Source organism: Microbacterium profundi (assembly GCF_000763375.1).
GTDB lineage: Bacteria > Actinomycetota > Actinomycetes > Actinomycetales > Microbacteriaceae > Microbacterium > Microbacterium profundi.
The window spans coordinates 53,758-77,401 of sequence record NZ_JPSY01000002.1 but is presented as its reverse complement, the minus strand read 5'-3'; the positions used below and the strand labels follow the sequence as shown (position 1 = coordinate 77,401).

Annotated in this window: 24 protein-coding genes and 2 tRNA genes; 6 read left to right on the top strand and 20 right to left on the bottom strand. The window is 66.5% G+C overall.

Going from position 1 to position 23,644, the window contains the following annotated elements:
- Positions 1 to 100: 100 nt before the first annotated feature.
- The 4 genes from JF52_RS0110870 to sigK all read right to left on the bottom strand — a co-directional run bounded on the left by JF52_RS0110870 (position 101) and on the right by sigK (position 3,189).
- Positions 101 to 985: an aminodeoxychorismate lyase gene (locus JF52_RS0110870; RefSeq protein WP_033106632.1), complete on the bottom strand. Its 885-nt coding sequence runs from the start codon at positions 983 to 985 to the stop codon at positions 101 to 103.
- 197 nt (positions 986 to 1,182) lie between these two features.
- Complete coding sequence (locus JF52_RS0110865; protein ID WP_033106631.1) at positions 1,183 to 1,812, bottom strand: hypothetical protein; 630 nt, start codon at positions 1,810 to 1,812, stop codon at positions 1,183 to 1,185.
- Between the two features lie 19 nt (positions 1,813 to 1,831).
- Positions 1,832 to 2,593: an anti-sigma factor gene (locus tag JF52_RS0110860; protein ID WP_033106630.1), complete on the bottom strand. Its 762-nt coding sequence runs from the start codon at positions 2,591 to 2,593 to the stop codon at positions 1,832 to 1,834.
- The gene (gene sigK / locus JF52_RS0110855) at positions 2,590 to 3,189 is read right to left on the bottom strand and encodes an ECF RNA polymerase sigma factor SigK (RefSeq protein WP_200881011.1); all 600 of its coding nucleotides are present in this window, start codon (positions 3,187 to 3,189) and stop codon (positions 2,590 to 2,592) included. The genes JF52_RS0110860 and sigK overlap by 4 nt, the downstream gene beginning before the upstream one ends.
- Positions 3,190 to 3,344: 155 nt before the next feature.
- On the opposite strand from sigK, the gene JF52_RS0110850 reads away from it, so the two are divergent.
- Positions 3,345 to 4,001, top strand: a complete 657-nt coding sequence (locus JF52_RS0110850) for a fasciclin domain-containing protein (RefSeq protein WP_033106629.1) — start codon at positions 3,345 to 3,347, stop codon at positions 3,999 to 4,001.
- A gap of 545 nt (positions 4,002 to 4,546) precedes the next feature.
- Here JF52_RS0110850 and JF52_RS0110845 read toward each other — a convergent pair.
- The 8 genes from JF52_RS0110845 to JF52_RS18020 form a co-directional block, all read right to left on the bottom strand.
- A complete protein-coding gene (locus JF52_RS0110845; RefSeq protein WP_084595808.1) occupies positions 4,547 to 5,044 on the bottom strand; it encodes an IMPACT family protein in 498 nt (165 codons plus the stop codon).
- Between the two features lie 122 nt (positions 5,045 to 5,166).
- Positions 5,167 to 5,766 carry an isochorismatase family protein gene (locus JF52_RS0110840; RefSeq protein WP_033106628.1) on the bottom strand — a complete coding sequence of 200 codons (600 nt, stop codon included), beginning with the start codon at positions 5,764 to 5,766 and terminating at the stop codon, positions 5,167 to 5,169.
- A gap of 71 nt (positions 5,767 to 5,837) precedes the next feature.
- Positions 5,838 to 5,913, bottom strand: a tRNA-Thr gene (locus JF52_RS0110835).
- A gap of 104 nt (positions 5,914 to 6,017) precedes the next feature.
- The gene (locus JF52_RS0110830) at positions 6,018 to 7,517 is read right to left on the bottom strand and encodes an alpha/beta hydrolase (protein ID WP_052167018.1); all 1,500 of its coding nucleotides are present in this window, start codon (positions 7,515 to 7,517) and stop codon (positions 6,018 to 6,020) included.
- Between the two features lie 65 nt (positions 7,518 to 7,582).
- On the bottom strand, positions 7,583 to 8,743 hold the full coding sequence (locus JF52_RS0110825) for a DNA polymerase III subunit delta' (RefSeq protein WP_033106626.1): 1,161 nt from the start codon (positions 8,741 to 8,743) through the stop codon (positions 7,583 to 7,585).
- 171 nt (positions 8,744 to 8,914) lie between these two features.
- Positions 8,915 to 9,541, bottom strand: coding sequence for a dTMP kinase (tmk, locus tag JF52_RS0110820; protein ID WP_374058512.1), 627 nt, complete (start codon positions 9,539 to 9,541; stop codon positions 8,915 to 8,917).
- A gap of 6 nt (positions 9,542 to 9,547) precedes the next feature.
- Entirely contained in the window at positions 9,548 to 12,349 is a 2,802-nt protein-coding gene (topA, locus tag JF52_RS0110815) for a type I DNA topoisomerase (RefSeq protein ID WP_033106624.1), read from the bottom strand.
- A gap of 152 nt (positions 12,350 to 12,501) precedes the next feature.
- Entirely contained in the window at positions 12,502 to 13,008 is a 507-nt protein-coding gene (locus tag JF52_RS18020; protein WP_407661509.1) for an RNA polymerase sigma factor, read from the bottom strand.
- Between JF52_RS18020 and JF52_RS17815 the strand changes: the two genes are divergently transcribed.
- Positions 12,970 to 13,116 (top strand): hypothetical protein, encoded by a 147-nt coding sequence (locus JF52_RS17815; protein ID WP_235272412.1) that lies wholly within the window; start codon positions 12,970 to 12,972, stop codon positions 13,114 to 13,116. The two genes, JF52_RS18020 and JF52_RS17815, sit on opposite strands and share 39 nt — an antisense overlap.
- On the opposite strand, the gene JF52_RS0110805 is transcribed toward JF52_RS17815, so the two are convergent.
- From JF52_RS0110805 to JF52_RS0110780, 6 genes are all read right to left on the bottom strand, one after another.
- On the bottom strand, positions 13,104 to 13,715 hold the full coding sequence (locus JF52_RS0110805; protein WP_033106623.1) for a hypothetical protein: 612 nt from the start codon (positions 13,713 to 13,715) through the stop codon (positions 13,104 to 13,106). The two genes, JF52_RS17815 and JF52_RS0110805, sit on opposite strands and share 13 nt — an antisense overlap.
- Positions 13,716 to 13,934: 219 nt before the next feature.
- Positions 13,935 to 14,264 carry an Rv3654c family TadE-like protein gene (locus JF52_RS0110800; RefSeq protein WP_033106622.1) on the bottom strand — a complete coding sequence of 110 codons (330 nt, stop codon included), beginning with the start codon at positions 14,262 to 14,264 and terminating at the stop codon, positions 13,935 to 13,937.
- Positions 14,264 to 14,608 carry a TadE family type IV pilus minor pilin gene (locus tag JF52_RS0110795; RefSeq protein ID WP_033106621.1) on the bottom strand — a complete coding sequence of 115 codons (345 nt, stop codon included), beginning with the start codon at positions 14,606 to 14,608 and terminating at the stop codon, positions 14,264 to 14,266. Before JF52_RS0110795 ends, JF52_RS0110800 begins: the two co-directional genes overlap by 1 nt.
- Before the next feature lie 33 nt (positions 14,609 to 14,641).
- The gene (locus tag JF52_RS0110790; protein ID WP_033106620.1) at positions 14,642 to 14,839 is read right to left on the bottom strand and encodes a DUF4244 domain-containing protein; all 198 of its coding nucleotides are present in this window, start codon (positions 14,837 to 14,839) and stop codon (positions 14,642 to 14,644) included.
- Between the two features lie 28 nt (positions 14,840 to 14,867).
- Positions 14,868 to 15,785, bottom strand: a complete 918-nt coding sequence (locus tag JF52_RS0110785; RefSeq protein ID WP_307823261.1) for a type II secretion system F family protein — start codon at positions 15,783 to 15,785, stop codon at positions 14,868 to 14,870.
- Positions 15,779 to 16,783, bottom strand: a complete 1,005-nt coding sequence (locus tag JF52_RS0110780; protein ID WP_084595806.1) for a TadA family conjugal transfer-associated ATPase — start codon at positions 16,781 to 16,783, stop codon at positions 15,779 to 15,781. The genes JF52_RS0110785 and JF52_RS0110780 overlap by 7 nt, the downstream gene beginning before the upstream one ends.
- A gap of 370 nt (positions 16,784 to 17,153) precedes the next feature.
- Between JF52_RS0110780 and acs the strand changes: the two genes are divergently transcribed.
- Positions 17,154 to 19,121, top strand: coding sequence for an acetate--CoA ligase (acs, locus tag JF52_RS0110775; RefSeq protein ID WP_033106619.1), 1,968 nt, complete (start codon positions 17,154 to 17,156; stop codon positions 19,119 to 19,121).
- 65 nt (positions 19,122 to 19,186) lie between these two features.
- On the opposite strand, the gene JF52_RS0110770 is transcribed toward acs, so the two are convergent.
- Positions 19,187 to 19,645, bottom strand: a complete 459-nt coding sequence (locus JF52_RS0110770; RefSeq protein WP_033106618.1) for a RidA family protein — start codon at positions 19,643 to 19,645, stop codon at positions 19,187 to 19,189.
- Positions 19,642 to 19,866, bottom strand: coding sequence for a hypothetical protein (locus JF52_RS0110765; protein WP_033106617.1), 225 nt, complete (start codon positions 19,864 to 19,866; stop codon positions 19,642 to 19,644). The genes JF52_RS0110770 and JF52_RS0110765 overlap by 4 nt, the downstream gene beginning before the upstream one ends.
- Positions 19,867 to 19,944: 78 nt before the next feature.
- On the opposite strand from JF52_RS0110765, the gene JF52_RS0110760 reads away from it, so the two are divergent.
- From JF52_RS0110760 to JF52_RS0110750, 3 genes are all read left to right on the top strand, one after another.
- Positions 19,945 to 22,533, top strand: a complete 2,589-nt coding sequence (locus JF52_RS0110760; protein WP_033106616.1) for a transglycosylase domain-containing protein — start codon at positions 19,945 to 19,947, stop codon at positions 22,531 to 22,533.
- The gene (locus JF52_RS0110755) at positions 22,524 to 23,474 is read left to right on the top strand and encodes a metallophosphoesterase (RefSeq protein WP_033106615.1); all 951 of its coding nucleotides are present in this window, start codon (positions 22,524 to 22,526) and stop codon (positions 23,472 to 23,474) included. The genes JF52_RS0110760 and JF52_RS0110755 overlap by 10 nt, the downstream gene beginning before the upstream one ends.
- Positions 23,475 to 23,533: 59 nt before the next feature.
- A tRNA-Pro gene (locus JF52_RS0110750) sits at positions 23,534 to 23,610 on the top strand.
- Positions 23,611 to 23,644: the final 34 nt, after the last annotated feature.

Below are 23,644 nucleotides of genomic sequence, written 5' to 3'. Positions count from 1 at the left end.
TCTTCGGCATGTCGCGCGAGAACACGCCGCCGACACGCCCGCCCGTCTCCGTTTTCCGATTCGCGGCATTGCGGATGCCGCGTCCGAAGCTGTGCGCGGATCAGTCGCGAGGCGACAGGAGGTACTGGTTCAGTTCGGCCGTGAGGGTGTGGTCGACCGAAACCGCAGCACCGTCGACGGCGGTGATGGGGACGGCGAGGCGGATGCTGGAGACCAGCCATGCGGCATCCGGCCGCGAAAGGTCCGTCGCCGGGATGCGGCCGTACTCCGCGTCGAAGCCTCGACCCGCCAGGTGCTCGTACACGCTCAACTGAGTCGTGCCGTGCAGGATGCCCCCTGTGGGCGCCGGAGTGGTGAACCGATCGCCGAAGCGCAGGATGAGCGATGCCGTCGGCGCCTCGAGCACGAAACCGTCGCTGGAGACGAAGATCGCGTCGTCCGCTCCCCTGCGATGCGCCTCGCGCAGCGCAGCCATATTCACGGCGTACGACAGCGTCTTCGCCCCGAGCAGCAGCCAGGGCGCCCGCTCCGCGGCGTCCAAGCCGTACCCTCGGTCGAGAGTGACGACCTTGACGCCCGCCTCGCGGACCGCCCGAAAATCGGATGCCGGCGCCGCCGTCACCCAGGCGGTCGGAGTGGGTCCGTGCTCGACGCCGCGGCTGAGGATCAGCTTGATCACGCCTTCTCCGGCGGGGCACTCCGAGGCTGCGACCGTGACGGCCTGACGCCACTGCTCCTGGTCGGGTACCGGCAGATCGCACAGCCGTGCCGAGTTCGCCAGGCGCTCCAGATGCGGAATGACCTCCTGCGCATGCCCATCGACAACCCCGATCGACTCGAACACGCCGTCGCCGCGCTGGGTGCTGAGCTCCCCCACGCTCAGCGCAGGAGCCGCGGCATCCACGACGGTGAATGTGTCCGCGTAGTCGGTGCGCTCCTCAGAGGCGCCGACGGGATCGATGATCAGAGCGAAGCGCCGGGTCATACAGCGACTCTACGGCCACGGCACCGAAGGGAATACCAGCGACGTGCGGACGTTACAATGGAGTGGCCGGGCCGCATAACCCCGGGCTCCAAATTCTGCCGCTGCGAGCGGCCTTCCGCCGAGAGGCGTTCTTGCGGCCCGGTCTTTCCATATCCGCGGCAGCTCTGCAGCGGGTCGTTGAGTTCGCCTCGTGAGCGTCAGTTCAATCCGCCGCTGCGCCAGAGGCCGGCCGCCGCGCTCAGATCGCCCGCGTACATGTGGAGCCGCCGCGCACGAGCCGTGAGTTCAGTCGCACGCTCGGGTTCGGTCGCCTCGTAGTCGTCAGCGGTGTGTGTCGCGCCCGAGACCTGAACGCGGCAGAATGCGGCCGCGCGATCGAGAGCGACCGAGAAGTCGCCGCGGAACACACCCCGAAGGATCGTGTCGATCAGCGACACGATCTCCTCCGGGTTCGCCGGTACCGGCGCGCCGGCGACGACAGCATCCACCGAGCCGAGTTCGACGCGGCCCCGTTCGTAGAGCAGCGCGGAGGTCTGCGGATCGCTGTGGATGGCCAGTTGCAGCAGGTACAGGCGCCAGAGCGCTCCGGGAAGCGAGACGGCGGGGGCGGTCGCCCACAATTCGGCGATGTCATCGATGCCGTGCTCGGCCGTGAAAGCGATGAGACGTTCTGCGCTCTCCCCGCTCTCGTCTTCGCGAGCGCGTGTCAGCAGAGCGGATGCCGTGGCGTGAGCGACCCTCGTCGCCTCCGCAGAATCCGAGGATCCGACAAGGTTGTCGAAGGACGCAGACGGGCGGCGGACGGGACGGTGGAACTGCTCGGACATCCGTCCAGGGTACTCGCGCTCAGGCGGTCGGGATCGCGATGATCGGATCGCTCGTCGGCTGCCCCGTGGGTGATCCGCCCGCCGGCTCCACCGTCACAGCGATCACGTCGCCTTCACGCATGACCCCTTCGAGCAGCGCGGTGGCGTCACCGGCATCCGCTTCGAATAGACCCGCCGGCACCGGCTCATCGCCGCGCACGAACCAGAGCTCGTAGGTCTTGTCGTCGCTGAGGGGCTCGAGACCGTCGGCGACGAGAACCGCGCTGCCCACTGTGGCTGACCAGTGGGCGATGGCGACTGCGCCGGATTCGAGCTCTATCGAAGCCTTCTGTGCATCCGGTGCCGCCTGGATCTCGTTCAGAGCGACGACGGATGCCGGTGTCGTCAGCTGCGACGTGAGGGCGACGATCCCGAAACCCAGACCGGCGAGAAGTACCAGGCACGCGGCGAGAACGAAGATGGCGCGTCCCCAGCGACGAGGCGGGCGCAGGAAGGGCTCTTCGACCTCGGGGGTCGCCCGTTCGACAGAATGCGGCGCGACAGCGTCGTCACCCTGGGGCGTCGTCGCGATCTGCGCGAGCAATGCGGCGCGGATGTCGGAGGGCGGTGCAACCGTCACCGAAGCGTCGGCGAGAAGGTGAGCGGTCTCGATGTCGTCGTCCGCGATCGCCTGCCATTCAGGGTGGCTGATGAGGGCATCCGCGAAAAGCTGCTCATCGGCATCCGAGAGCGCGTGCAGGGCGTGGCCCGCAGCCAGCTCGGCGAATTCCTTCTCGTTCATGCGTTCACCCCCATCTCGCTCCTCAGACGTGAGAGTCCATCTCTCATCCTCGTCTTGATCGTTCCCAGCGGCGCACCGATCAGCACCGCGATCTCGCTCTGGCTGTAGCCCCCGTAATACGACAGGACCAGTGCCTCCCGCTGCGGGTCCGGCAACGTCGCCAGAGCTGCGACGACCTTGCCTCCCTCGATGCTCAGCTCGACCTGCTCCGCCACGCTGTCGTGCGAGACGCCGAGGTCGCGTATTCCGACCCTGACGTCTCGATCAGTACTGGACTGTGACGCACGCACTCGATCGACCGCCCTCCGGTGAGCGATCGTGAGAACCCACGTTCTGCCCTGCCCCTTGTTCGGAGCGAACCGTCCGGCGGATTGCCACACTTCGAGAAAGACCTCCTGGAGCACTTCCTCGCTCTGCGAGCGATTGACGAGCACACGCAGGATCAGTCCGAAGACGCGTGAGGAGAGCAGATCGTACAGATCGGAGAAGGCTCTCTGGTCTCCGTCGGCGACACGGACGAGGAGGTCGGCGGCGAGATCTCCCGCCGAACCGTCCTCCGGCATGTCCACGCCGTCAATGACCATCCACATAAGCATGCCGTATCGGGCGGGTCCCGTCCTCTTCCCCCGCCCAATGGCCGATCATCCACCTGCCAAAAGTTTTTCCGAACCATTCCCATCCGATCCGTGAGGGGCTCCGAAGAATCCTCGACACCGCGGGAATGCCGCGGTTCCGATTCCCGGAGGTAGACATGTTCAGCACCAAGAAGAAGATCACCGCAGCTCTTTCACTCGGCTTCGTCAGCGTTCTCGTGCTGTCGGGTTGTTCGATGAGCTCCGACACGGCCGAAGAGCCGGCCGAGTCCACCGCGCCGGAGACGTCGCAGGAGACACCGGACACGATGGATCCGGCCGCGAACCTCGTCGGCCCCGGCTGCGAGGCGTATGCCGAGGCAGTGCCGGACGGCGGCGGCTCGATCGCGGGAATGTCGAAGGATCCTGTTGCGGTCGCGGCATCCAACAACCCACTGCTCAAGACGCTCGTCGCAGCCGTGAGCGGACAGCTCAACCCTGACGTCGACCTCGTCGACACCCTCAACGGAGACGAGTTCACCGTCTTCGCTCCGGTGGATGACGCGTTCGGCAAGATCGACCCGGCCACCATCGAGGCCCTGAAGACCGACTCTGCCACGCTGTCGTCGATCCTCACTTACCACGTGGTTCCCGGCCAGATCGCTCCCGAGGACATCGCAGGCACGCTCACAACCGTGCAGGGTGCGGAGCTCGAAGTCACCGGCAGCGGCGACTCGCTGATGGTCAACGACGCCAACGTTGTCTGCGGTGGAGTCCAGACCGCGAACGCAACCGTGTACCTGATCGACTCGGTACTCATGCCCCCGGCTGAGTAATAAGAAGTTCCGGCCTTTGGGGAGGTTGGAATTGGGGGGGCGACGCGGTCGCCGGCGAAGCTGTGTCGCCGGCGGCCGCGTTCTGTCGTTCACGGCAGTTACGGGTCGACGGCGCGTGTGCCCGATTCGAACCGGCTCCGGCGCCCGCTAGAATGGAAGCACGGGCCTCTAGCTCAGTTGGCAGAGCATCGGACTTCAACATAATAGGAGCGCCTCGGGGGAAACCTCGGGGATGACACCACTCAAAGTCGGGGAACCCTTCCTGGGAGACCAGTTGGCAATCCCGAGCCAAGCCGGACGCGAGTCCGGAAGGTGTAGAGACTGGACGGGTGGCACCTAAAGCGAAAGCCAGGGTGAAGGGACAGTCCAGACCACGAACGTCCGACGGACGGCGGCGAAAGTCGAAGTGGTATGTTAATCCGCGGGTCATGGGTTCGAGCCCCATGGGGCCCACCGTATCCAACGTCTGACAGCGAGGTCATCGAGGAGATCGCCGAGGCACCCCCACGAAGGGCAGACGGCCTGACGCCTCCGCCGCGCGGCGCTCAGGACCCCGCACGAGAGCGATGACGCCTGACCGCCACAAGCCTCTCGGTACCGGTGAGGACGGCCTCCATCGCGACCGTCACGCCGGCGAGCATGTGCCGATCGACGACGGTCGCGAGATCGAGCACCTCTGACACCGCCGTCGAGTATGCCCGCACCAGTCCCCCTGCGCCGAGTTTGACCCCTCCGAAGTAGCGCGTCACGACGACGACTACGTCGGTGAGCCCGCGGCGCAGCAGCACCTCGAGCATTGGCACCCCCGCAGTGCCGGACGGCTCGCCGTCATCCGAGGAACGTGCCCGATCGCCCAGATCTCCCGTGACCTGCGCCGAGCAGTTGTGTCTTGCGTCCCATGCTCGGCGCTTCACCTCGGCGATGACGGCATCCGCTTCTGCAGACGACGCCACCGGCGCGGCGTGTGCGATGAATCGGGACTTCTTGATCACCAGTTCGTGGTCGACGGTCGCGGCGATCGTGGAGGGGTAGATGCGAGTCATTTCGCGGCGGTGAGATCGGCGAGCTTCCTGGTGGTGCGCAGATTGCGGCCGACGAGTGCGAGCCGCTCCCCTGGAATTGCGACCACTGACGTTGACGGCACGCAGCAGCAGGACGCTGCGATTCACGCGCCGGATTCCGCGTCCACCTGCGCGCTCTCGACCAGCTCCGCCCCGGCATGCGCCATCTCGGCGAGCGCCTTGTCGCTGGACTCGGCGCCGACGCCGGCGACGAGGTCGGTCAGCACGCGGATGTGAACCCCGTGCGCGATCGCGTCGAGCACGGAGGCGCGCACGCAGTGGTCCGTCGCCAGCCCGACCACATCGGCGGTGAGCACACCACGAGCACTCAGCACCTCGGCCACCGTGAAGCCGTCCTGCGTGATCCCTTCGAACATCGAATAGGCGGGCTTGCCCTGGCCTTTGTGCACGTGGTGGGTCACGGCATCCGTCGTGAAGAGCTCGTCGTACTCCGCACCCGGCGTTCCCGCGACGCAGTGCTCCGGCCAGGTGTCCAGGAAATCAGGGTCATCTGCGAAATGCCCGCCGTTGTCGCCGTCCGCGTCGTGCCAGTCGCGTGACGCGGCGACCACGTCGTAGTCGCCCGCGCGAGCTGCGAGGAAGGCGGACACTCCGGATGCCACGGCATCGCCGCCCGCGATCGCGAGCGCACCGCCCTCGGTGAAATCGTTCTGCACGTCGATGATGAGAAGCGCCTTCGTCATGATTCGAGGGTACGCCGATGCCGGCGCGCGAACGACGAAGCCCCGTGATGTCTTTCACATCACGGGGCTTATGGAGCCGCCTGTCAGAATCGAACTGACGACCTTTTCATTACGAGTGAAATGCTCTGCCGACTGAGCTAAGGCGGCGTGCGCTGCAAGAGCGGCACGATCAACGATATTACCCTGTCGAAGGCGCCATCGCGAACCGACGCCACGGTGGGCTCAATTCGATCCCTGAGCCTGTCGAAGGGTCAGCTGCATTCGAGGTCGGCCTCTGGCACGGCGTCATCGAGGAAGTACGCCTCGACCGCTTCGTCAACGCACGTGTTGCCCTTGTTGTAGCCGGTGTGGCCCTCGCCGACGCGGGTGATCAGCACGCCCTCCTCGAGCTGCGCGGCGAGCGACACCGACCACTCGTACGGCGTCGCCGGATCGTTCGTCGTGCCGACGACGAGGATGGGGCCCGCGCCTTCGGCATTGATCTCACCGCGCGTGCCGGTGGGCGGATACGGCCACACCTCGCACGTGTCGGGGCCGCTCCAGTACGGCGCGATCGTCGGCGCAGCGGCTTCGATCTTCGCCATCGTGGCGTCTTCCGCGGCCTGATCGTTCTCGAGCGGGTAGTCCATGCAGTTGTACGCGGTGAACGCCTCGCTGGAATTCGAGAGATAGACGCCGTCTTCACGTTCGTTGTAGAAGTCGGCGAGGTAGAACGCGCTGTACGGATCGCCCTGCAGCGCTTCGTCGAGAGCCTGAGTGAGGAAGTCCCAGCTGTCCTGGGAGTAGAGCGCGGCGATGATGGCCGTCATCAGCGAGTCGGCGCCGAGCATGCGCCCGTCGTCGTTCTTGAGCGGCGTGCGGTCGACGCTCGCGAGCAGCGCTCCGAGGTCTGCCATGGCCTCATCGACCGTGCCGTTGAACGGGCATGACCCGGAGTCGAGGCAGTCCTGCATGTAGGCGCGCAGCGCCGCCTCGAATCCGATGGCCTGCGTCGCTCCGACCTCGAGGCCGGGAACGGCGGGGTCGATCGCACCGTCGAGCACGAGCCGGCCCGCCTTCTCGGGATACAACTCGGCGTAGGTCGCACCGAGGAACGTGCCGTAGGAGTAGCCGAGGTAGTTCAGTTGCTTGTCGCCGAGCACGGCGCGGATCAGGTCCATGTCGCGGGCCGAGTTCACGGTCGTGATGTACGGCAGGATGCCGTTGCTGTTCGCCTCGCACGCATCCGCGAACGCCTGATCCGCCTTGGTGAGTTCGGCCTCCCACGCATCGGTGCCCCGCGCTGCGGTGGGGATGTCGTAGAGGTACTTGTCCATGTTCGCGGCATCGAAGCAGCTCACAGCGCCGGAGTCGCCGACGCCGCGTGGGTCGAAGCCGATCACGTCGTAGTTCTCGATCAGGTCGGCGCCGACGGCGTAGTCGAGGCTGTCGAGGATGAAGCCACGGCCGCTGCCGCCTGGGCCGCCGGGGTTCGTGAGCAGTGATCCCATCGGCGTACCAGTGGCCTGGTGGCGCACGATCGACAGCTCCATCGTGGCCCCATCCGAAGGGTTCTCCCAGTCCAGCGGAGCCGTGACGTACGCGCAGTCGAACCCTGCTGCTCCCTCGTCGCACTCGGTCCATTCCAGCGTCTGCTCGTAGAACGGCAGCAGCTCGGCCGCGACGCCCTCGGTGTCCGGCGCGTTCGTCGTGGACGGCCTCGGTTCGGCGCTTTCCGGGATGAGCGAGTACAGGCATCCGCTCAGCATCATGGATGCTGCGGCGAGACCCGCGGTGATCGCGACGATGCGTCGCACGCGAGAAGTCTGTCGAGTGGTCACGGTTTCCTCCCGCTCGCGACAGTCACGAGCAAACTCTCCAGGGCGAGCGTCGGGGCGACGTTGCGCTCCAGCGATTCCCGGGTCTCGGCAAGATGGTCAAGAACAACCAGCGTACGTGTCACCGACCACGCGTGAGCCATGGCGCTCAGATCGTCACGCAATTCCCGGTTGATGAGATCTTCGCCTCGGCCGTACTGCAGCATCACGACGTCGCGGAACATCGACTGCAGGTCGGTGAGCACCCGATCGATGCCGTCGCGCAGGCTGCGGGTCGCGCGCTTCTTCTGGTCGTCCTCCAGCGCGGATATCTGCGAGCGCAGCGCAGGCGGAACCGCCTGTCCCTCAGCGATGCCGACCGTACGCAGCAGACTCGCGCGCTCTGCGGCGTCGCGCTCGGCGGTCAGCGCCTTGGCGTCATCGGTCGCCGCCTGGATGATGTGCCCTGCCACCTCGACCGCGCTGCCGACCCCGCGAACCCCGAGCACGGAACGCAGCGTGGTGTCGCGTCGTTGCCGTGCCGCGTCGTCGGTCGCCAGGCGCTGCGCCATGCCGATGTGGCGCTGCGAGTGACGGGCGGCTTGCTCTGCCGTGACCTCGTCGGCGCCGGTGCGCTGCACGATCAGCCGCGTGACATCGTCGACATCGGGCTCACGCAGCCGCAGGGGCCGCACGCGGGAGCGGATGGTGGGCAGCAGATCGGCCTCGCTCGGTGCGCAGAGGATCCAGACCGTGTTCTCCGGTGGTTCCTCGAGAGCCTTCAGCAGCACATTCGAGGTGCGCTCGACCATGCGGTCGGCATCTTCCACGACGATGACCCGGTAGCGACCGGCCGACGGTGCGAAGTACGATCTCTCGACCAGCGACCTGGCCTCTTTGATCGTGATGATGACCTTGTCGGTGCGCAGCGCCGTGACGTCGGGATGCGTGCCGGCGAACACCTGCCGCATCGTGTGCTCGTCGTCGGGGCTGTCCGCGACGAGCGCCGCCGCGAACGCATAGGCCAGGGTGGATCGCCCGGATCCTGGAGGGCCGGTGATCAGCCAGGCGTGCGAGAGCGCGGAAGGATCGGATGCCGCGGTGCGAAGAGCTGCGACCGCATCGTCCTGCCCCCAGACGTCCGTCCAAGGGAACGGGGCGAGCGTGACGGCTGGTGGCATGAACTCAGCCTAACTGGAGAGTCAGACAGCCTGTGCGGCGCGCACAGCGCGCGCCTAACTCGGAGAAATGCACCAGCTTCGGAGCCCTACAGGGAATCGCTCCGAAGAAAGCGCAGTTCTCCGAAGTTGGCGCACAGGTTCGCACTTCTATGCGGAATCAGCCGACGTCGATCAGACGAGCCGCGCGACGCGGAGGCGGATGGCTTCTGCGATCTCCTCGGCGGATGCCGCGGCATCCAGCACCAGGAACCGCTCGGGCTCGGCACCCGCGAGCGCGAGGAAGGACTCGCGCACGCGGGTGTGGAACTCGGCCTTCTCGGACTCGAGCCGGTCGAACGGCTTGTCTGCGGAGTCGAGACGGGTCCTCGCAGTCGCAGGGTCGAGATCGAGGAGCAGCGTCAGGTCAGGCAGCGCCCCCTCGGTCGCCCACAGCGACAGCTCTCGCACCTCGGTGGCATCGAGCACGCGTCCGGCGCCCTGGTAGGCGACGGAAGAGTCGAGATAGCGATCCTGCAGCACGATCTCGCCCCGCTCGAGCGCGGGCCGTACGACCGTCGCGACGTGGTGCGCGCGATCTGCCGCATACAGCAGCGCCTCGGCGCGCGGTGCGATGTCGCCGCGGTGATGCAGCACGATGTCGCGGATCAGCTGACCGACCTCGCTGCCGCCCGGCTCTCGCGTGCGCAGCACGGTGTTCCCGGCATCCGTCAGCCACTTCTCGAGCAACTCGGCCTGGGTCGTCTTCCCCGAGCCGTCGCCGCCCTCGAGAGTGATCCACACGCCTGAGCGTTCACTCACCGGCATCTACTTCTTCGCCGCATTCGCGGCACGCGTGGCCGCGGCCTTCTTCGCCGCCGCCGAACGTGCGGCGGCCTTCTCCTCGTCGGTCTTCACCGCAGGCTTCTTCGCGGGCGCCTTCTTGGCAGGCGACTTCTTGGCCGGTGCCTTCTTCGCGTCGCCCCGCTTCGGAGCCGGACCCTTGGCGCGCTTGTCAGCGAGCATCTGCACGGCGATCTCGAACGTGATGTCCTCGGGCTTCTGACCACGCGGAATCGTGACGTTCGTCTCGCCGTCGGTGACGTAGGCGCCGAAGCGCCCGTCGCGGATGCGGATCGGCTTGCCGCTGACCGGATCTGCCTCGAACTCGGCGAGCGCGCTGGAGGCACGGCGGGAACCGGCGCCGTACTTCGGCTGCGCGTAGATCGTGAGCGCCTGCTCGAGGCTCACATCGAAGATCTGCTGTTCGCTCTCGAGCGAGCGCGAGTCGGTGCCCTTCTTCAGGTACGGGCCGTAGCGGCCGTTCTGCGCGGTGATCTCGTCACCGGACTCCGGGTCAGCGCCCACGACGCGCGGCAGGCTCAGCAGAGTCAGGGCGGTGTCGAGGTCGATGTCCTCCACGGACATCGAGCGGAAGAGCGAGGCCGTGCGCGGCTTGGGCGCATCCTTCTTCGCGGTCTTCTTCTTGGGCTTGTCGACGACTTCGCCGGTGGCCTCATCGACCGCGACGTCCTCCTCCGGCAGGTTCTCCTGCACGTAGGGACCGTAGCGGCCGTCCTTCACCACGATGACGCGACCGTTCTCGGGATTCTCGCCGAGAACACGATCACCCGCGACAGGGGCGTCGATGAGCTCCTGCGCCTTCGCCGCTGTCAGCTCGTCTGGCGCGAGGTCCTCGGGAACGTTGACGATGCGCCCCCGCTCGTCGGGCTTCGCGGGGTCGACGACCTCGAGGTAGGGGCCGTACTTGCCGAAGCGCAGTGTGGCGGTGTCGGTGATGGGTGTCGAATTGAGCGCACGTGCGTCGATCTCGCCGAGGTTGTCGACGACCTGACGCAGCCCCACCTGCCCCTCGGTGCCGAAGTAGAACGACTTGAGCCATTCGACGCGCTTCTGCTCACCGCGCGCGATCGCATCGAGGTCGTCTTCGAGGGCGGCCGTGAAGTCGTAGTCGATCAGGTCTGCGAAGTGCTCCTCGAGCAGTCGCACGACGCTGAACGCCATCCAGGTCGGCACGAGCGCCTGTCCGCGCTTGGTCGCGTAGCCACGATCGATCACGGTGCCGATGATGCTCGCGAACGTCGAGGGCCGGCCGATGCCGTGCTCCTCGAGCGCCTTGACCAGCGAGGCCTCGGTGAAGCGCGGCTTCGGGTTGGTCTTGTGGCCCTTGGCCTCAGCATCCGACATCCCGAGCTCGTCGCCGACGGCGACGGCGGGCAGCGACTGGTTGGAGTCGGCGTCGGCGTCGGCGCGCTTCTCATCGCGGCCCTCTTCATATGCCTCGAGGAAGCCCTTGAACGTGTAGACGGTTCCGGATGCCGTGAACTCGGCGACCTCGCCGGCGGCATCGACGGACAGCGTGACCGTGGTGGTCTCGTACTTGGCGTCGGCCATCTGGCTGGCGACCGTGCGCTTCCAGATGAGGTCGTACAGTCGCAGCTCTTCGCGGTCGAGCTCGCCGGAGACGGACGCCGGCTTGCGGAAGTTCTCGCCCGAGGGGCGGATCGCCTCGTGCGCCTCCTGCGCGTTCTTGCTCTTGGACTTGTAGACGCGGGGCTTGAGCGGCACGGCCTTGTCGCCGTAGAGGGCGACCGCCTGGCTCCGTGCCGCCTGCACCGCCTGGGTGCTCAGCGCGACGGAGTCCGTTCGCATATAGGTGATGAAGCCCTTCTCATACAGGCGCTGGGCGACGCTCATCGCCTGCTTCGCGCTCATCGAGAGCTTGCGGCCTGCTTCCTGCTGCAGCGTGGAGGTGGTGAACGGAGCGTACGGGCTGCGCGTGCCGGGCTTCGCCTCGACCTTGGTGACGGTGCCGGCACCTGCGGCGTCGACAGCGTGCGCGAGGGACAGCGCCCTCTTCTCGTCGAGGATGACGACGGCCTTCTTGAGCTTTCCGTTGTCATCGAAGTCGGTGCCACGGGCGAGCTGACCCCCGTCGACGCGAACCAGGCGCACCTTGAAAGCGGTACCGGTCGCGGAGGCGGATGCTTCGACATCCCAGTAGTCGGCGGAGACGAACGCCATGCGCTCGCGCTCCCGCTCGACGATCATGCGTGTCGCTGCGGATTGCACGCGTCCGGCGGAGAGGCCGGTCTTGACCTTGTACCAGAGCACGGGCGAGACATCCCAGCCGTAGAGGCGGTCGAGGATGCGGCGGGTCTCCTGGGCGTCGACGAGCGCGAGGTCGAGCTCACGGGTGTTGCCGACGGCTGCCTGGATCGCGTCCTTGGTGATCTCGTGGAACACCATGCGCTTGACGGGCACCTTCGGCTTCAGCGTCTCGAGCAGGTGCCAGGCGATCGCCTCGCCTTCGCGGTCCTCATCAGTGGCGAGCAGGAGTTCACCGGCATTCTTCAGCGCACGCTTGAGTTCGGCGACGGTCTTCGTCTTGCGATCCGAGACGACGTAGTACGGGTCGAACCCGTTGTCGATGTCGATCGAGTACTTCCCGTACGCGGCCTTGTCGGCGGCGGGGATGTCCTTCTTATCAGCGAGGTCGCGAATGTGGCCGACAGAGCTGAGCACCTCGTAGTCATCACCGAGGTACCCCTGAATCGACCTCATCTTCGTCGGAGACTCGACGATGACGAGCTTCTTGCCTTCAGCCAAGGGTGCGTCCTTTCTTCAACGACTCCACATAACCCTAGTTCTCTGAGTCGTCGTCCCAGGCCGGGACAATGCACCAGCGTACGCCGCGGTCGCCGACGTGCGTTACCGGGCGGATCGCCGCACATGCGATCCGCCCGGTCCGCACGCTGGCCTTATGTACGCAATTGTTGACTAGATCGGGCGTTCCGCATGTCTGTTGACTTGGACGCAGCGAACTGGTGCTCGTCGGACCCGAGCGTTGCCTCGAGTCGGCGGAGTGCGCGAACGTGACGTGTTCGCGCGGTCGATTCGTTGATGGAGAGAAGCCGGGCAGCGTCAGCGATGCTGAAGCCGTCCCAATAGATGAGTATGAGAAGTTCCTTCGCTCGCTCATCGAGAAGCGTCAGTGCCCTACGCACGTCCCCCGCTCGCATCCTCGTCTCAGCGGCGACGTCTGCAGCGGTCGCCAGGAGTTGTGCGTCTCGAAGGTGGTTCCGCAAGGCGGTGGCAAGGTCGAGTGTTTTCGTCGCTCTGCGCCGATGCTCGCGGAGCACATTTCGGGCGATGCCGAAGCACCACATTCTCGCGTCCTCATCGGTCGTCGGGACGCGTAACCCTTTCTCCCAGAGAACAAGGAGAACTTGTCCGAGCAGGTCTGCAGCGTCCTCGGGCTGGCTCACGCGCCGTTCGAGGTAACGCAGGAGATCGACGGCGTTGTCTTCAACGACGATTTCGACCCAATCGCGAATCTCTGGCGGGAGTGGTCGCTGGCGCTTCAATGGAGCTGACCTTTGCAATCCATCGTTCCGCCAGAAGACTGGTAGTCATCTATCAGTTCGTCGGGCAACTCTTCCCAGATGACCTCTAGCGCTCGGTTAAACGATGCTCGGTCACGGAGCTCTGGAGTGTCCACTTGCCAATCGTCATTGGGGCCTGGCACAAACGGATTGGCGATCGCCTCGTCGTAGATGCGTTGCCCTATTCCGGACCAATCATGGTTTTGAACGAAGTCGGCCAGTTGTTCGTCGGCCTCGGTTCGATTAGTGGGGACGCCGAAGTAGATCCCGTATCGACAACTCACATCGACTCCGGTGTCTGTCGTGTAGACGATCGGAATCTCCGCGTCGAACTCGACAGGTACGTCGTTCACCCACAACTGTCCGAGGGGGACCAGAACGGCCGCACCCGTCAAAGCAAATGCAGCGACGAGACCAATCGGAAGCATGGCACGTCGGCGCTTCCACCATGGAACGCGCCTGTTGACCCCGCTCGTCGCCGCCTTCCGCGCGTCTGAGGCCAAGTTCCGAACGAGGCCACGCAGTTTCGCGTCTTCCCCGGTGATGATCGGATCGGCAGATGCCAGATCTGACTTCAACTGTTCGTTCATTGCGCTCCTCATCATCGTCCCTTACATAGGACATGACGGGATCACGCAAACCGTCTCAAATTGATCATTGTCGCGTCGTTCGGAGGTGCGACATCGGCGCAAACCTCCGGACTCAACGGCGGAGTCACTGGTGAGGGGCTAAGTGCGCGCTTTATGTTCGAAGCACACCATACACACCACTGTCGTGGTGCATTCACAGCGGAGCCGTGGGTGGAGCCGTCAGAATCCCTCGGGTGGCCCGGCACGGGCTCGGGAGACGGCAGCAAGACCAGCGTACGCCGCCTCGACCTGCACGGTCGCCACCGGCCCCTCCAGCGTGCACGATGTGAGCGTCGCTCCGGATGCCGCGGCCACCCTCGCGGCGAGCGCGCACGGCTCTTCTCCGGTGACGATCGCGCCGGACGACGCGTCGGCGGCCGCGAGTGCGGCAGCGTCTGCTGCGCCCGCGGCGCGTTGCGCCGTGACCGACGCGCCGCCGACGGCGGCGAGTCCCAGCGAGAGGGATGCCGCGACCGCCAGCACGCCGGCGGCGAGCGCGCTGCCGGCCATCAGAGCCCTCCGCTGAGCGCGCAGCTCGATGCGGTCAGCGGGATGCGGATGACGCGCCCCACCACCGCATCGACGCTGGCGCTGACGCAGCTGAGGTCTCCGCTGAGCTCGCTCGACACGTTCGCATCGCTGACAGAGGCCGTCACCGCCGCGTGCGCGGTCGCAGCGCTCTCACCCCGCCCCAGCAGACGGGCTGCGTCGGCCACGGCATCCTGCAGCGATACCTGTCGCGCGGCGGCTCCGAGCGCGCCCGCCCCCAGCAGCAGTGCGAGCACCACCGCCGGGAGCGCGATCGCCAGCTCGGCTGCGACCGATCCGCGCTCCGAGTCGCTCTTCTTCTTCATGAAGTGCTCATCGCTCGTTCACCGCATCGGCGTCTACGAGACCGTGAGCGCACGGCGGACGAGATCAGTCAGGATGCCGCGCACCTCGTCCGAACGCATGATCACGACGAGCAAACCTGCGAACGCGACGGCTGCCATCGTCGTGATGGCGTACTCAGCGGTGGCGGCACCGGATTCGTCGGTGAAGAGCGACGCCGCGCGGCGTCTGGTGAGGGCGGGGATGGTGTTCATCGTGTTCCTTCTTTCTGTTGTGCTGCCGTCAGATCGGCAACGGGGTTGATGACATGACGGAGAGCATGAGCGGCGCGACGCCGAGCAGCAGGAAAGCGGGGAGCGTGCAGACGCCGAGGGGGATGATCAGTTGCGAGGAGAGCTTGGATGCGCGCAGCCGCCCGCGGATGCGTGCGTCGTGACGCTCCTGCGCGGCGGCCGCCCGCAGCAGCTCCCCCGCGGGGACGCCGGCCGCGCGCGACAGCTCGAGTACGCCCCTGGTGTGCGTGCCGCTGATGCGATCGCGCGCCGGGCTGTCGTCGACGAGGCGCAACGAGCGCTCGATGGATGCGCCACCCGACAGTGCCACGGACATGAGTTCGGCATGCATTCCCGGGGTCCCCGGATCCGGCTGCGCCCGCCGGAGAAGGCGACGAGTCCACAGGCGGGCTCCGAGCACGAGCAGCAGGCCGACGATCAGGCAGGCAGTGCCGAGGGGATTGCGGAAGAGCACACCCACTGTGTCGAATCCAAGGGCGAATCCGAGCAGGAGCCCCGCGAGCGGCATCCAGAGCAGCAGCCGCGCGGTGCCGGCCGGCTCTGCGAGAGCGATGCGCACATCGTCAGCAGCAGCCGCCGCATCACGCATCGTCTCAGCGAGCGACCTCAGCACTTCCGCGAGCGGAGCCCCCACGGTCGTCGCGACATCCCACGCGGCGGCGACATCGGCCCACGCCCCGCCCTCAGCCTCGATCGCGTCGACGAGGCCGGCGCCCTCATCGCAACGCGCGACCACGCTCTCCGCATGCACGTCGCCCGAATCGGCGAGATGACGCCAGGCGTTGAGCGGCACCGCGCCCGCCTGCAACAGCACGGCGAGTGTGCGCACCGAGACCGCGGCCTCCTCCGCGCCGGCATCCGCTGCCTTCGCCGGACGCAGCCCGTGCAACGAAACGAGGCTCACCACGGCCGCACTTCCTCGATGTCGAGTCGATCGGCCCGCAGCAGAAAACGTCCGACCTTGGAGATGCGTCGCACGCCGTCACCGCCGCGGGCGAGGTGGATCACGATCGTGAAGGCACTGACTGCCTGCCGCGCCAGTGCCGTTGCGTCCATCCCGGCCAGCGCTCCCAGCGCCTCCAACCGGGCCGGCACGTCGACGAGCCCGCTGGCGTGCAGAGTGCCCGCGCCACCGTCGTGGCCGGTGTTCAATGCGGAGAGCAGTTCACGCACCTCCTCACCACGGCACTCGCCGACGACGAGACGATCAGGACGCATGCGCAGCGACTCGCGCACGAGGCGTGCGAGCGTGATGGAGCCGGCGCCCTCGAGATTCGCCTGCCTGGCTTCAAGAGCGACGTGGTGCGGATGCGCCGGCCGAAGTTCCGCGACGTCTTCTATCGTGACGATGCGCTCGGATGCAGGAACGCTGTGCAGCAGCGCGGTGAGCAGGGTCGTCTTTCCGGTGCCGGTGCCACCGGTGATGAGGATGTTCGCGCGGTCGACTACCAACTGCTCCAGCCACGCCTGCTGCGGCGCATCGAATGCCCCGAGCACGGCCAGAGCACCGAGATCGGCTGCGCGCACGCGTGGAATGCGCACCGACACGGCGGTGCCCGACGTCGACACCGGGGCGAGCACGGCATGCACTCGGATGCCGGACGCGAGCCGCACATCCACGCACGGTGACTGATCGTCGAGGTGGCGCCCGCCTGCTCCGATCAGCGCGACGGCGAGGTCGCGCACCTCGCGCTCCGATGCCGCCCATCCCGCCACTCGCTCCGCGCCGTCGCCGCGATCCACGAAGAGCCCGTCCGCACCGTTGACGAACACGTCCGTCACCCGAGGATCGGCGCAGTGCTCGGCGAGCGGCCCGAATGCGGCATCCACGTCGGCGGGGAGCGCGCTGGCGCCCTCGTCGGCGGGCACCGCATGACGCGGCTGGATGATGAACGGCTGTGGCATGCCCCGACGCTAGGCGCCGCTGCGTTCCCGTGCGCCCCGGAATCCCACGTGCTGTGCGCAACACGGCACGTCCGCCCGCAGTGCAGAACGACTGCGCACGCTGCGATGGGGGCGGCTTGACACAGAGGAGGGCGGCACCTCACGGGGGGAATGGGATGCCGCCCAGAGGCGTGCCTGATCGGGGGAGGATGGGCACGCCGAGGCCGAATGAATACACGGCTGCGTCGAGTGTACGCAAGGCGACCGTCCTCACAAAACCCGTCCTGCTACCGACTTCCGGCAGTATTGATGCATTGAAGCGCAGACTAGATTCACCGTGTCACGGTCGTGCGTTCTGCACGATCTCGTCCGCCGCAAAGGAGCGCATGCCATGAGCAGCCAGATCGATCACCTCCTCGATGAGACTCGCAGGTTCCCGCCTTCGGATGATTTCGCCGCATCCGCCGTCGCGCAGCCCGAGTTGTACCAGCGCGCCGGCACTGATCGGGAAGCCTTCTGGGGCGAGCAGTCCAGAGACCTGCTGCACTGGCACAAGCCGTTCACGCGCGTGCTCGACTGGTCCACTCCCCCGTTCGCGAAGTGGTTCGACGACGGCGAGCTCAACGTCGCCTACAACTGCCTAGATCGGCACGTCGAAGCAGGCAATGGCGACCGCGTCGCCATCCTCTGGGAGGGCGAGCCGGGCGATTCGCGCCGCATCACCTATGCCGAGCTGACCGACGAGGTCAAGCGCGTGGCGAATGTGCTGTCCGGATTCGGAGTCGGCACCGGGGATCGTGTCGCGATCTACCTGCCGATGATTCCCGAGGCTGTCGCGGCGATACTCGCCGTCGCCCGCCTCGGCGCCGTCCACTCCGTCGTCTTCGGCGGTTTCAGCGCGGACAGTCTGCGCTCGCGCATCGACGATGCCGGCGCGAAGGTCGTCATCACCGCGGACGGCGGCTATCGCAAGGGTCGCGTCTCGGCGCTCAAGCCGGCTGTCGACCAGGCCCTCAGCGACAGAGGCGACGGTGTGCAGCAGACCGTCGAGCATGTCCTCGTCGTCAAGCGCGGTGAGAACGAGGTCGATTGGACCGAAGGCCGCGATCACTGGTGGCACGACGCGGTTCCGGCAGCATCCGCAGAACACGAGGCACAGGCGTTCCCCGCCGAGAGCCCGCTGTTCATCCTCTACACGTCCGGCACCACGGGAAAACCGAAGGGCATCCTGCACACCTCTGGCGGCTACCTCACCCAGGCCGCGTACACGCACAAGAACGTGTTCGACCTGAAGCCGGAGACGGACGTGTTCTGGTGCACCGCCGACATCGGCTGGGTCACCGGCCACACCTATGTCACCTACGGGCCGCTCGCGAACGGCGCGACGCAGGTGCTCTACGAGGGCACACCCGACGCCCCGCATCCCGGACGCTGGTGGGAGATCATCGAGAAGTACGGCGTGACGATCTTCTACACCGCGCCGACCGCGATCCGCTCGTTCATGAAGATCGGCCGCAGCGTTCCGCGGAAGTTCGATCTGTCCTCCATCCGGCTGCTCGGCTCGGTGGGCGAGCCCATCAACCCCGAGGCCTGGATGTGGTACCGCGAGGTCATCGGCGGCGGCAACGCCCCGATCGTCGACACCTGGTGGCAGACCGAGACAGGAGCCATCATGGTCTCCCCGCTGCCCGGAATCACGGCGACGAAGCCGGGCTCAGCGCAGGTGCCGCTGCCCGGCATCACCATCGACGTCGTCGATGAATCGGGAGAAGAGGTCGGCAACGGCAACGGCGGACTGCTCGTGATCACCGAGCCCTGGCCGAGCATGCTGCGCGGCATCTGGGGCGACCCGGAGCGCTACAAGGAGACGTACTGGGACAAGTTCGAGAAGCAGGGGTACTACTTCGCGGGCGACGGTGCGCGCCTGGACGAGGATGGCGACCTGTGGCTGCTCGGACGCGTGGATGATGTGATGAACGTCTCCGGCCACCGCCTCTCCACCGCCGAGATCGAATCATCGCTGGTCGCTCACGAGGCCACCGCTGAGGCCGCCGTGGTCGGCGCGGCGGATGAGACCACCGGCCAGGCCGTCGTCGCGTTCGTGATCATCAAGGAGAGCTACCTCTCCGCGCACGATGCGGCGGGACTCGCGACGCAGCTGCGCCAGTGGGTCGGCGAGCAGATCGGCGCGATCGCCCGCCCCCGCGACGTCTACATCGTCGGCGAGCTGCCCAAGACCCGCTCCGGCAAGATCATGCGCCGGCTGCTGCGCGACGTCGCGGAGGGCCGCGAGGTCGGCGACACCACGACGCTGGCAGACACCGCCGTCATGAGCATCATCTCTGCACAGGTCAAGTAACCGGGATGTGAAGAAGGTCCCCGCGCTCACGGTGCGGGGACCTTCTTCACGTAGAGACGAAATGCTCAGGCGAGGGTGAAGGTCACCTCGACCTCGACGGGGCTGTCCAGAGGCAGCACGGCGACGCCGACTGCGGCGCGTACGTGCTGTCCGGCGTCGCCGAATATCTCGCCGAGCACGTCGCTCGCCCCGTTGATGACGCCGGGCTGGCCGGTGAAGGCCGGATCGGATGCGACGAAGCCGCCGACGCGCAGCACGCCGCCGATCTTCTCCAGCCCGCCTGCGGCGGCGGCTGCCGCGGCGAGAGCGTTCAGCGCGCAGGTGCGCGCGTAGACCTTGGCATCGTCAGCGGTGACTTCTACGCCGACCTTTCCGATCGCGGGCAGCGCACCGGATGCGAACGGAAGCTGACCGGAGGTATAGACGAGTCCGGCGTGCACGATGGCGGGGACGTAGGCCGCTACGGGGGCGGCCACGTCGGGCAGCTCTATCCCGAGCTCACTCAGCCGTGCTGCGATGCTCATGCGGCACCGCCATCGAACTGGCGCGACGCCTGCGCTGCGGCCGCGAGGCCCGCGCTGTTCGACCCGTCCTGCGACACGGGTCGCTTGAAGTAGGCGACGAGGCCTCCTTCAGGTCCTTGGACGACCTGCACGAGCTCCCAGCCCTGCTTTCCCCAGTTGTTGAGGATCGCGGCGGTGTTGTGGATCAGCAGCGGGGTGGTGAGGTACTCCCACGTGGTCATGGCACTCCTGCGGTCAGAGACGGTCGACACGTCGAGCGTCAAAGGCGGTATTCAGGGAACTCCCCTACGATCTAGCGTATGCCTCAGAAGAATCGCACGGCGAAAGGCGTGCTCGGCGGCCTTCTCGGTCTGATCGGGCTCAGCGCTGTCGCCGGGATCCTGGTGACCGCGACGGTCACGCCCGCGCTCGCCGTCGCCGGAGCCGCCGGATCCCAAGCCCTCGATCTGTTCGAGAACCTGCCGTCGTACCTGAAACCGGACGCACCGATGGAACCGAGCAAGTTCTACGCGATCGGCTATGACGGCCAGCCTGTGCAGATGGCGACGTTCTTCGATCAGAACCGCACGCAGGTGGAGTTCGACCAGATCTCCCCGATCATGTACGCCGCCATCCTCTCCAGTGAGGACAAGGGCTACTACGAGCACGGCGGCGTGAACCTCGGGGCGACGGCGAAGGCCCTGATCGACAACGTGCGCGGCACGTCGTCACGCGGCGCATCCACGATCAGCCAGCAATACGTGAAGAACGTGCTCGTGCAGCAGTGCGAGCAGAAGGTGCTGCCCGGCGACAAGAACTACGCGGACAAGACCGCCCAGTGCTGGCTGGACGCGACCAACGCCCGTGGAACCGACGGCATCGAACGCAAGCTGCAGGAGATGCGCTACGCCATCCAGATCGAGAAGGACTACTCGAAGAACGAGATCCTGCTCGGCTACCTCAACATCGCCAGCTTCGGCGGCACTGTCTACGGCATCGAGGCAGCCGCGAACTACTACTTCAGCGCCAGCGCATCGAATCTGACGATCGCGCAGGCGGCAACGCTCGCCGGCATCGTGCAGAATCCGAACCGGTACCGCATCGACAAGACGGGCGGCTCCGCCACCGATGACGCCGGCAACGCTGTGAACAGCGAGGCGGATGGCTACGCGCTGACGAAGGTCCGCCGCGACTACGTCATCAATCGCATGTACGCAGACGGCAAGATCACCGAAGCGCAGCATGCCGCGGCGCTCGAGGAGCCGATCGTCCCGGCACTGAATGCGCCGGCGCAGGGGTGCGCAGCCGCCCAGAACAACGCCTATTTCTGCAAGTACGTCGAGAGCGTGGTTCGCAACGACCCGGCTTTCGGGGAGAGTGCTGAAGAGCGCGTGAAGGCGCTTCAGCGCGACGGCCTGGATATCTACACCTCGCTGGATCTGCGCATTCAGGACCCTGCCGTGGCAGCCCTCAAGGACCGGGTGCCGGCGAACTACGACAACCAGTACTTCGGCGGTGCCGGTGTCACGATCGAACCCGCCACAGGGCGAATCCTCGCGATCACGCAGAACACGACCTTCAAGGAGACTCCGACCGACGATCAGGCGTTCTCGAGTCTTGTGTACGCCGCGGACTACGCCCACGGCGGATCCGCAGGGTTCCCGGTCGGATCGACGTACAAGCTGTTCACGCTGATCGACTGGCTCGAGACCGGGCGCTCCGTCAACGAATCGATCAACGGCCGCCACCAGACGTTGAAGATGAACGTATGCGATGGGCAGACGCAACCCGTCGACACCAGCAAGGTCAACAACTTCAACAACAATCCCGGCTACTACGGCACCCCGATGCGCTTCACGAAGGACTCGCTCAACTCGGGTTACTTCGCCATGGCATCCAAGCTGGAGATCTGCGACATCAACGCCGTCGCCGATCGCATGGGCGTCACGACCTGGGACCCCGATAACCAGAAGGTCGCGAAGACGACGGACACCAACCTGCCTTACAACGTCCTCGGGGACAAGTACATCGCACCGCTCGATATGGCCGGCGCGTATGCCACGGTCGCCAACAAGGGCGTCTACTGCGAGCCGAAGGCGATCGACCGGGTGGTCAACCAGAAGGGCGAGGAGCAGCCCATCCCCGAGACGTCATGCTCGCAGGTCATCTCTCCTGAGGTCGCGGCCACTGCTGCATATGCGCTTCAGGGAGTCATGGACTCCGGTGGTACCGGTCAGAACGCCAACCCGTTCGACGGCACGCCCCTCATCGGAAAGACCGGCTCGCACCAGACATACGCGACGATGATGATCGAGGCCAGCACCAAAGCAGCATCTGCCGTGTACATCGGCCGCACCGAGGGCGACGCGAACATCTGGAACGAGTGGTACAACGACAACCAGCTGCAGAACATCCGCTACGCCGTCGCCCGCGACATGCAGGCCGCAGCGAACGCCGTACTCGGCGGCGGCGACGAGTTCCCCCCGCCGGACAACAACCTCACCCGCCGGGTGCTGGTCGATCTGCCCAGCGTCGTCGGCCAGAGCGTGGCGGACGCGACTGCGACGCTCGAGGGCGCGGGCTTCTCGGTGAACGTCGGTGCCCCCGTCGACAGTGATGCTGCCGCGGGCATCGTCGCCGCGCAGGATCCTGGTGCAGGTCAGACATCCAGCGGCGCCACTGTCACGATCTCGCCGAGCAACGGACAGGGTGCGACGGTTCCCGACGTCGCCGGACAGGGGCTCGCTGATGCCGTCGAAGCGCTCAAGGCCGCCGGTTTCACCTCAGTGACCCCGCATGCGTCATGCTCCGCCGGCGACGACGACGACAAGAAGACGGTGACGAGCACCACCCCTGCAGCCGGAACCGCCACGAAGAAGTCGACTGCAGTGACAGTCAAGTGCTCGTAGCGGGTCAGCGCACCGCCCACCCGGCCCTCATCGCGCTCGGCGCGGTGGGGGCCGTCGGCGCCGCCTGCGCGGTATGGGGCATCGGCATCGAGCGCTACCTGTTCACCGTCAGGGAGGCCTCAGTCAAGGCTCTGCCCCCGGGGTCGCCGTCGATCCGGATCCTGCACGTCTCCGATGCCCATATGGCACCGTGGCAGCACCGCAAGCAGGACTGGCTCTCGTCGCTCGCCGAACTGGAGCCCGACCTCATCGTCAACACCGGCGACAATCTCGGTCACCGCGACGGCCTGCAGGGCATCCGTCGCTCTTTCGACGCGTTCGCGGGCATCCCGGGCGTGTTCGTGCACGGCTCGAACGATGTCTACGGGCCCTCGCCGCGCAATCCGCTGCGTTACTTCGCCGGGCCTTCGAAACGCCACCAGGAGCCTGAGCACCTCGACACGGATGCGCTCGACGCGTACTTCATCGATGAGCTCGGCTGGACCGATCTCAACAACACGGCCGCGCGGCTGAAGGTCGCCGGCACCGACGTCGACCTGTTCGGCGTCGACGACGCGCACCGCGACTGGGACGAGCTCGAGGCCGTGCCGGCTGCCATCGAGTCACTCGGTGCTCGTGATGAGAACGCTCCCCTGCTGGGTGTCACGCATGCGCCGTACCAGCGCGTGCTCAACACGTTCACCGACCTCGGCGCGCAGGCGATCTTCGGCGGGCACACGCACGGCGGCCAGGTCTGCCTGCCCGGTTTCGGCACGCTGGTCGCGAACTGCGACATCCCGCTGAAGCAGGCCAAGGGCCTCAGCACCTGGACGCACGACGGACGCAGCATCCCGCTGAACGTCAGCGCCGGCTGCGGCCACTCGATCTACGCTCCGGTACGCTTCGCCTGCCGTCCGGAGACGACTCTCCTGACGCTCACGGCGCGGGACACGCCCGCGTGAGATGAGAGAGCGTCGATTCGGCGCAGCGCCCGTTTCCCTGTAGACTCAAACGGTTGCAACGGGGTGTGGCGCAGCTTGGTAGCGCGCTTCGTTCGGGACGAAGAGGCCGCAGGTTCAAATCCTGTCACCCCGACCACTGTTGCAAGAAGGCCGTCCCACCGGGGCGGCCT

What these genes read in the sequence shown, in the direction of transcription:
- JF52_RS0110870 (WP_033106632.1), bottom strand. Translation starts at nt 985, where the DNA reads ATGACCCGGCGCTTCGCTCTGATCATCGATCCCGTCGGCGCCTCTGAG.
- JF52_RS0110865 (WP_033106631.1), bottom strand. Translation starts at nt 1,812, where the DNA reads ATGTCCGAGCAGTTCCACCGTCCCGTCCGCCGCCCGTCTGCGTCCTTC.
- JF52_RS0110860 (WP_033106630.1), bottom strand. Translation starts at nt 2,593, where the DNA reads ATGAACGAGAAGGAATTCGCCGAGCTGGCTGCGGGCCACGCCCTGCAC.
- sigK (WP_200881011.1), bottom strand. Translation starts at nt 3,189, where the DNA reads ATGCTTATGTGGATGGTCATTGACGGCGTGGACATGCCGGAGGACGGT.
- JF52_RS0110850 (WP_033106629.1), top strand. Translation starts at nt 3,345, where the DNA reads ATGTTCAGCACCAAGAAGAAGATCACCGCAGCTCTTTCACTCGGCTTC.
- JF52_RS0110845 (WP_084595808.1), bottom strand. Translation starts at nt 5,044, where the DNA reads ATGACTCGCATCTACCCCTCCACGATCGCCGCGACCGTCGACCACGAA.
- JF52_RS0110840 (WP_033106628.1), bottom strand. Translation starts at nt 5,766, where the DNA reads ATGACGAAGGCGCTTCTCATCATCGACGTGCAGAACGATTTCACCGAG.
- JF52_RS0110830 (WP_052167018.1), bottom strand. Translation starts at nt 7,517, where the DNA reads ATGATGCTGAGCGGATGCCTGTACTCGCTCATCCCGGAAAGCGCCGAA.
- JF52_RS0110825 (WP_033106626.1), bottom strand. Translation starts at nt 8,743, where the DNA reads ATGCCACCAGCCGTCACGCTCGCCCCGTTCCCTTGGACGGACGTCTGG.
- JF52_RS0110805 (WP_033106623.1), bottom strand. Translation starts at nt 13,715, where the DNA reads ATGAACGAACAGTTGAAGTCAGATCTGGCATCTGCCGATCCGATCATC.
- JF52_RS0110800 (WP_033106622.1), bottom strand. Translation starts at nt 14,264, where the DNA reads ATGGCCGGCAGCGCGCTCGCCGCCGGCGTGCTGGCGGTCGCGGCATCC.
- JF52_RS0110795 (WP_033106621.1), bottom strand. Translation starts at nt 14,608, where the DNA reads ATGAAGAAGAAGAGCGACTCGGAGCGCGGATCGGTCGCAGCCGAGCTG.
- JF52_RS0110790 (WP_033106620.1), bottom strand. Translation starts at nt 14,839, where the DNA reads ATGAACACCATCCCCGCCCTCACCAGACGCCGCGCGGCGTCGCTCTTC.
- JF52_RS0110780 (WP_084595806.1), bottom strand. Translation starts at nt 16,783, where the DNA reads ATGCCACAGCCGTTCATCATCCAGCCGCGTCATGCGGTGCCCGCCGAC.
- acs (WP_033106619.1), top strand. Translation starts at nt 17,154, where the DNA reads ATGAGCAGCCAGATCGATCACCTCCTCGATGAGACTCGCAGGTTCCCG.
- JF52_RS0110770 (WP_033106618.1), bottom strand. Translation starts at nt 19,645, where the DNA reads ATGAGCATCGCAGCACGGCTGAGTGAGCTCGGGATAGAGCTGCCCGAC.
- JF52_RS0110765 (WP_033106617.1), bottom strand. Translation starts at nt 19,866, where the DNA reads ATGACCACGTGGGAGTACCTCACCACCCCGCTGCTGATCCACAACACC.
- JF52_RS0110760 (WP_033106616.1), top strand. Translation starts at nt 19,945, where the DNA reads ATGCCTCAGAAGAATCGCACGGCGAAAGGCGTGCTCGGCGGCCTTCTC.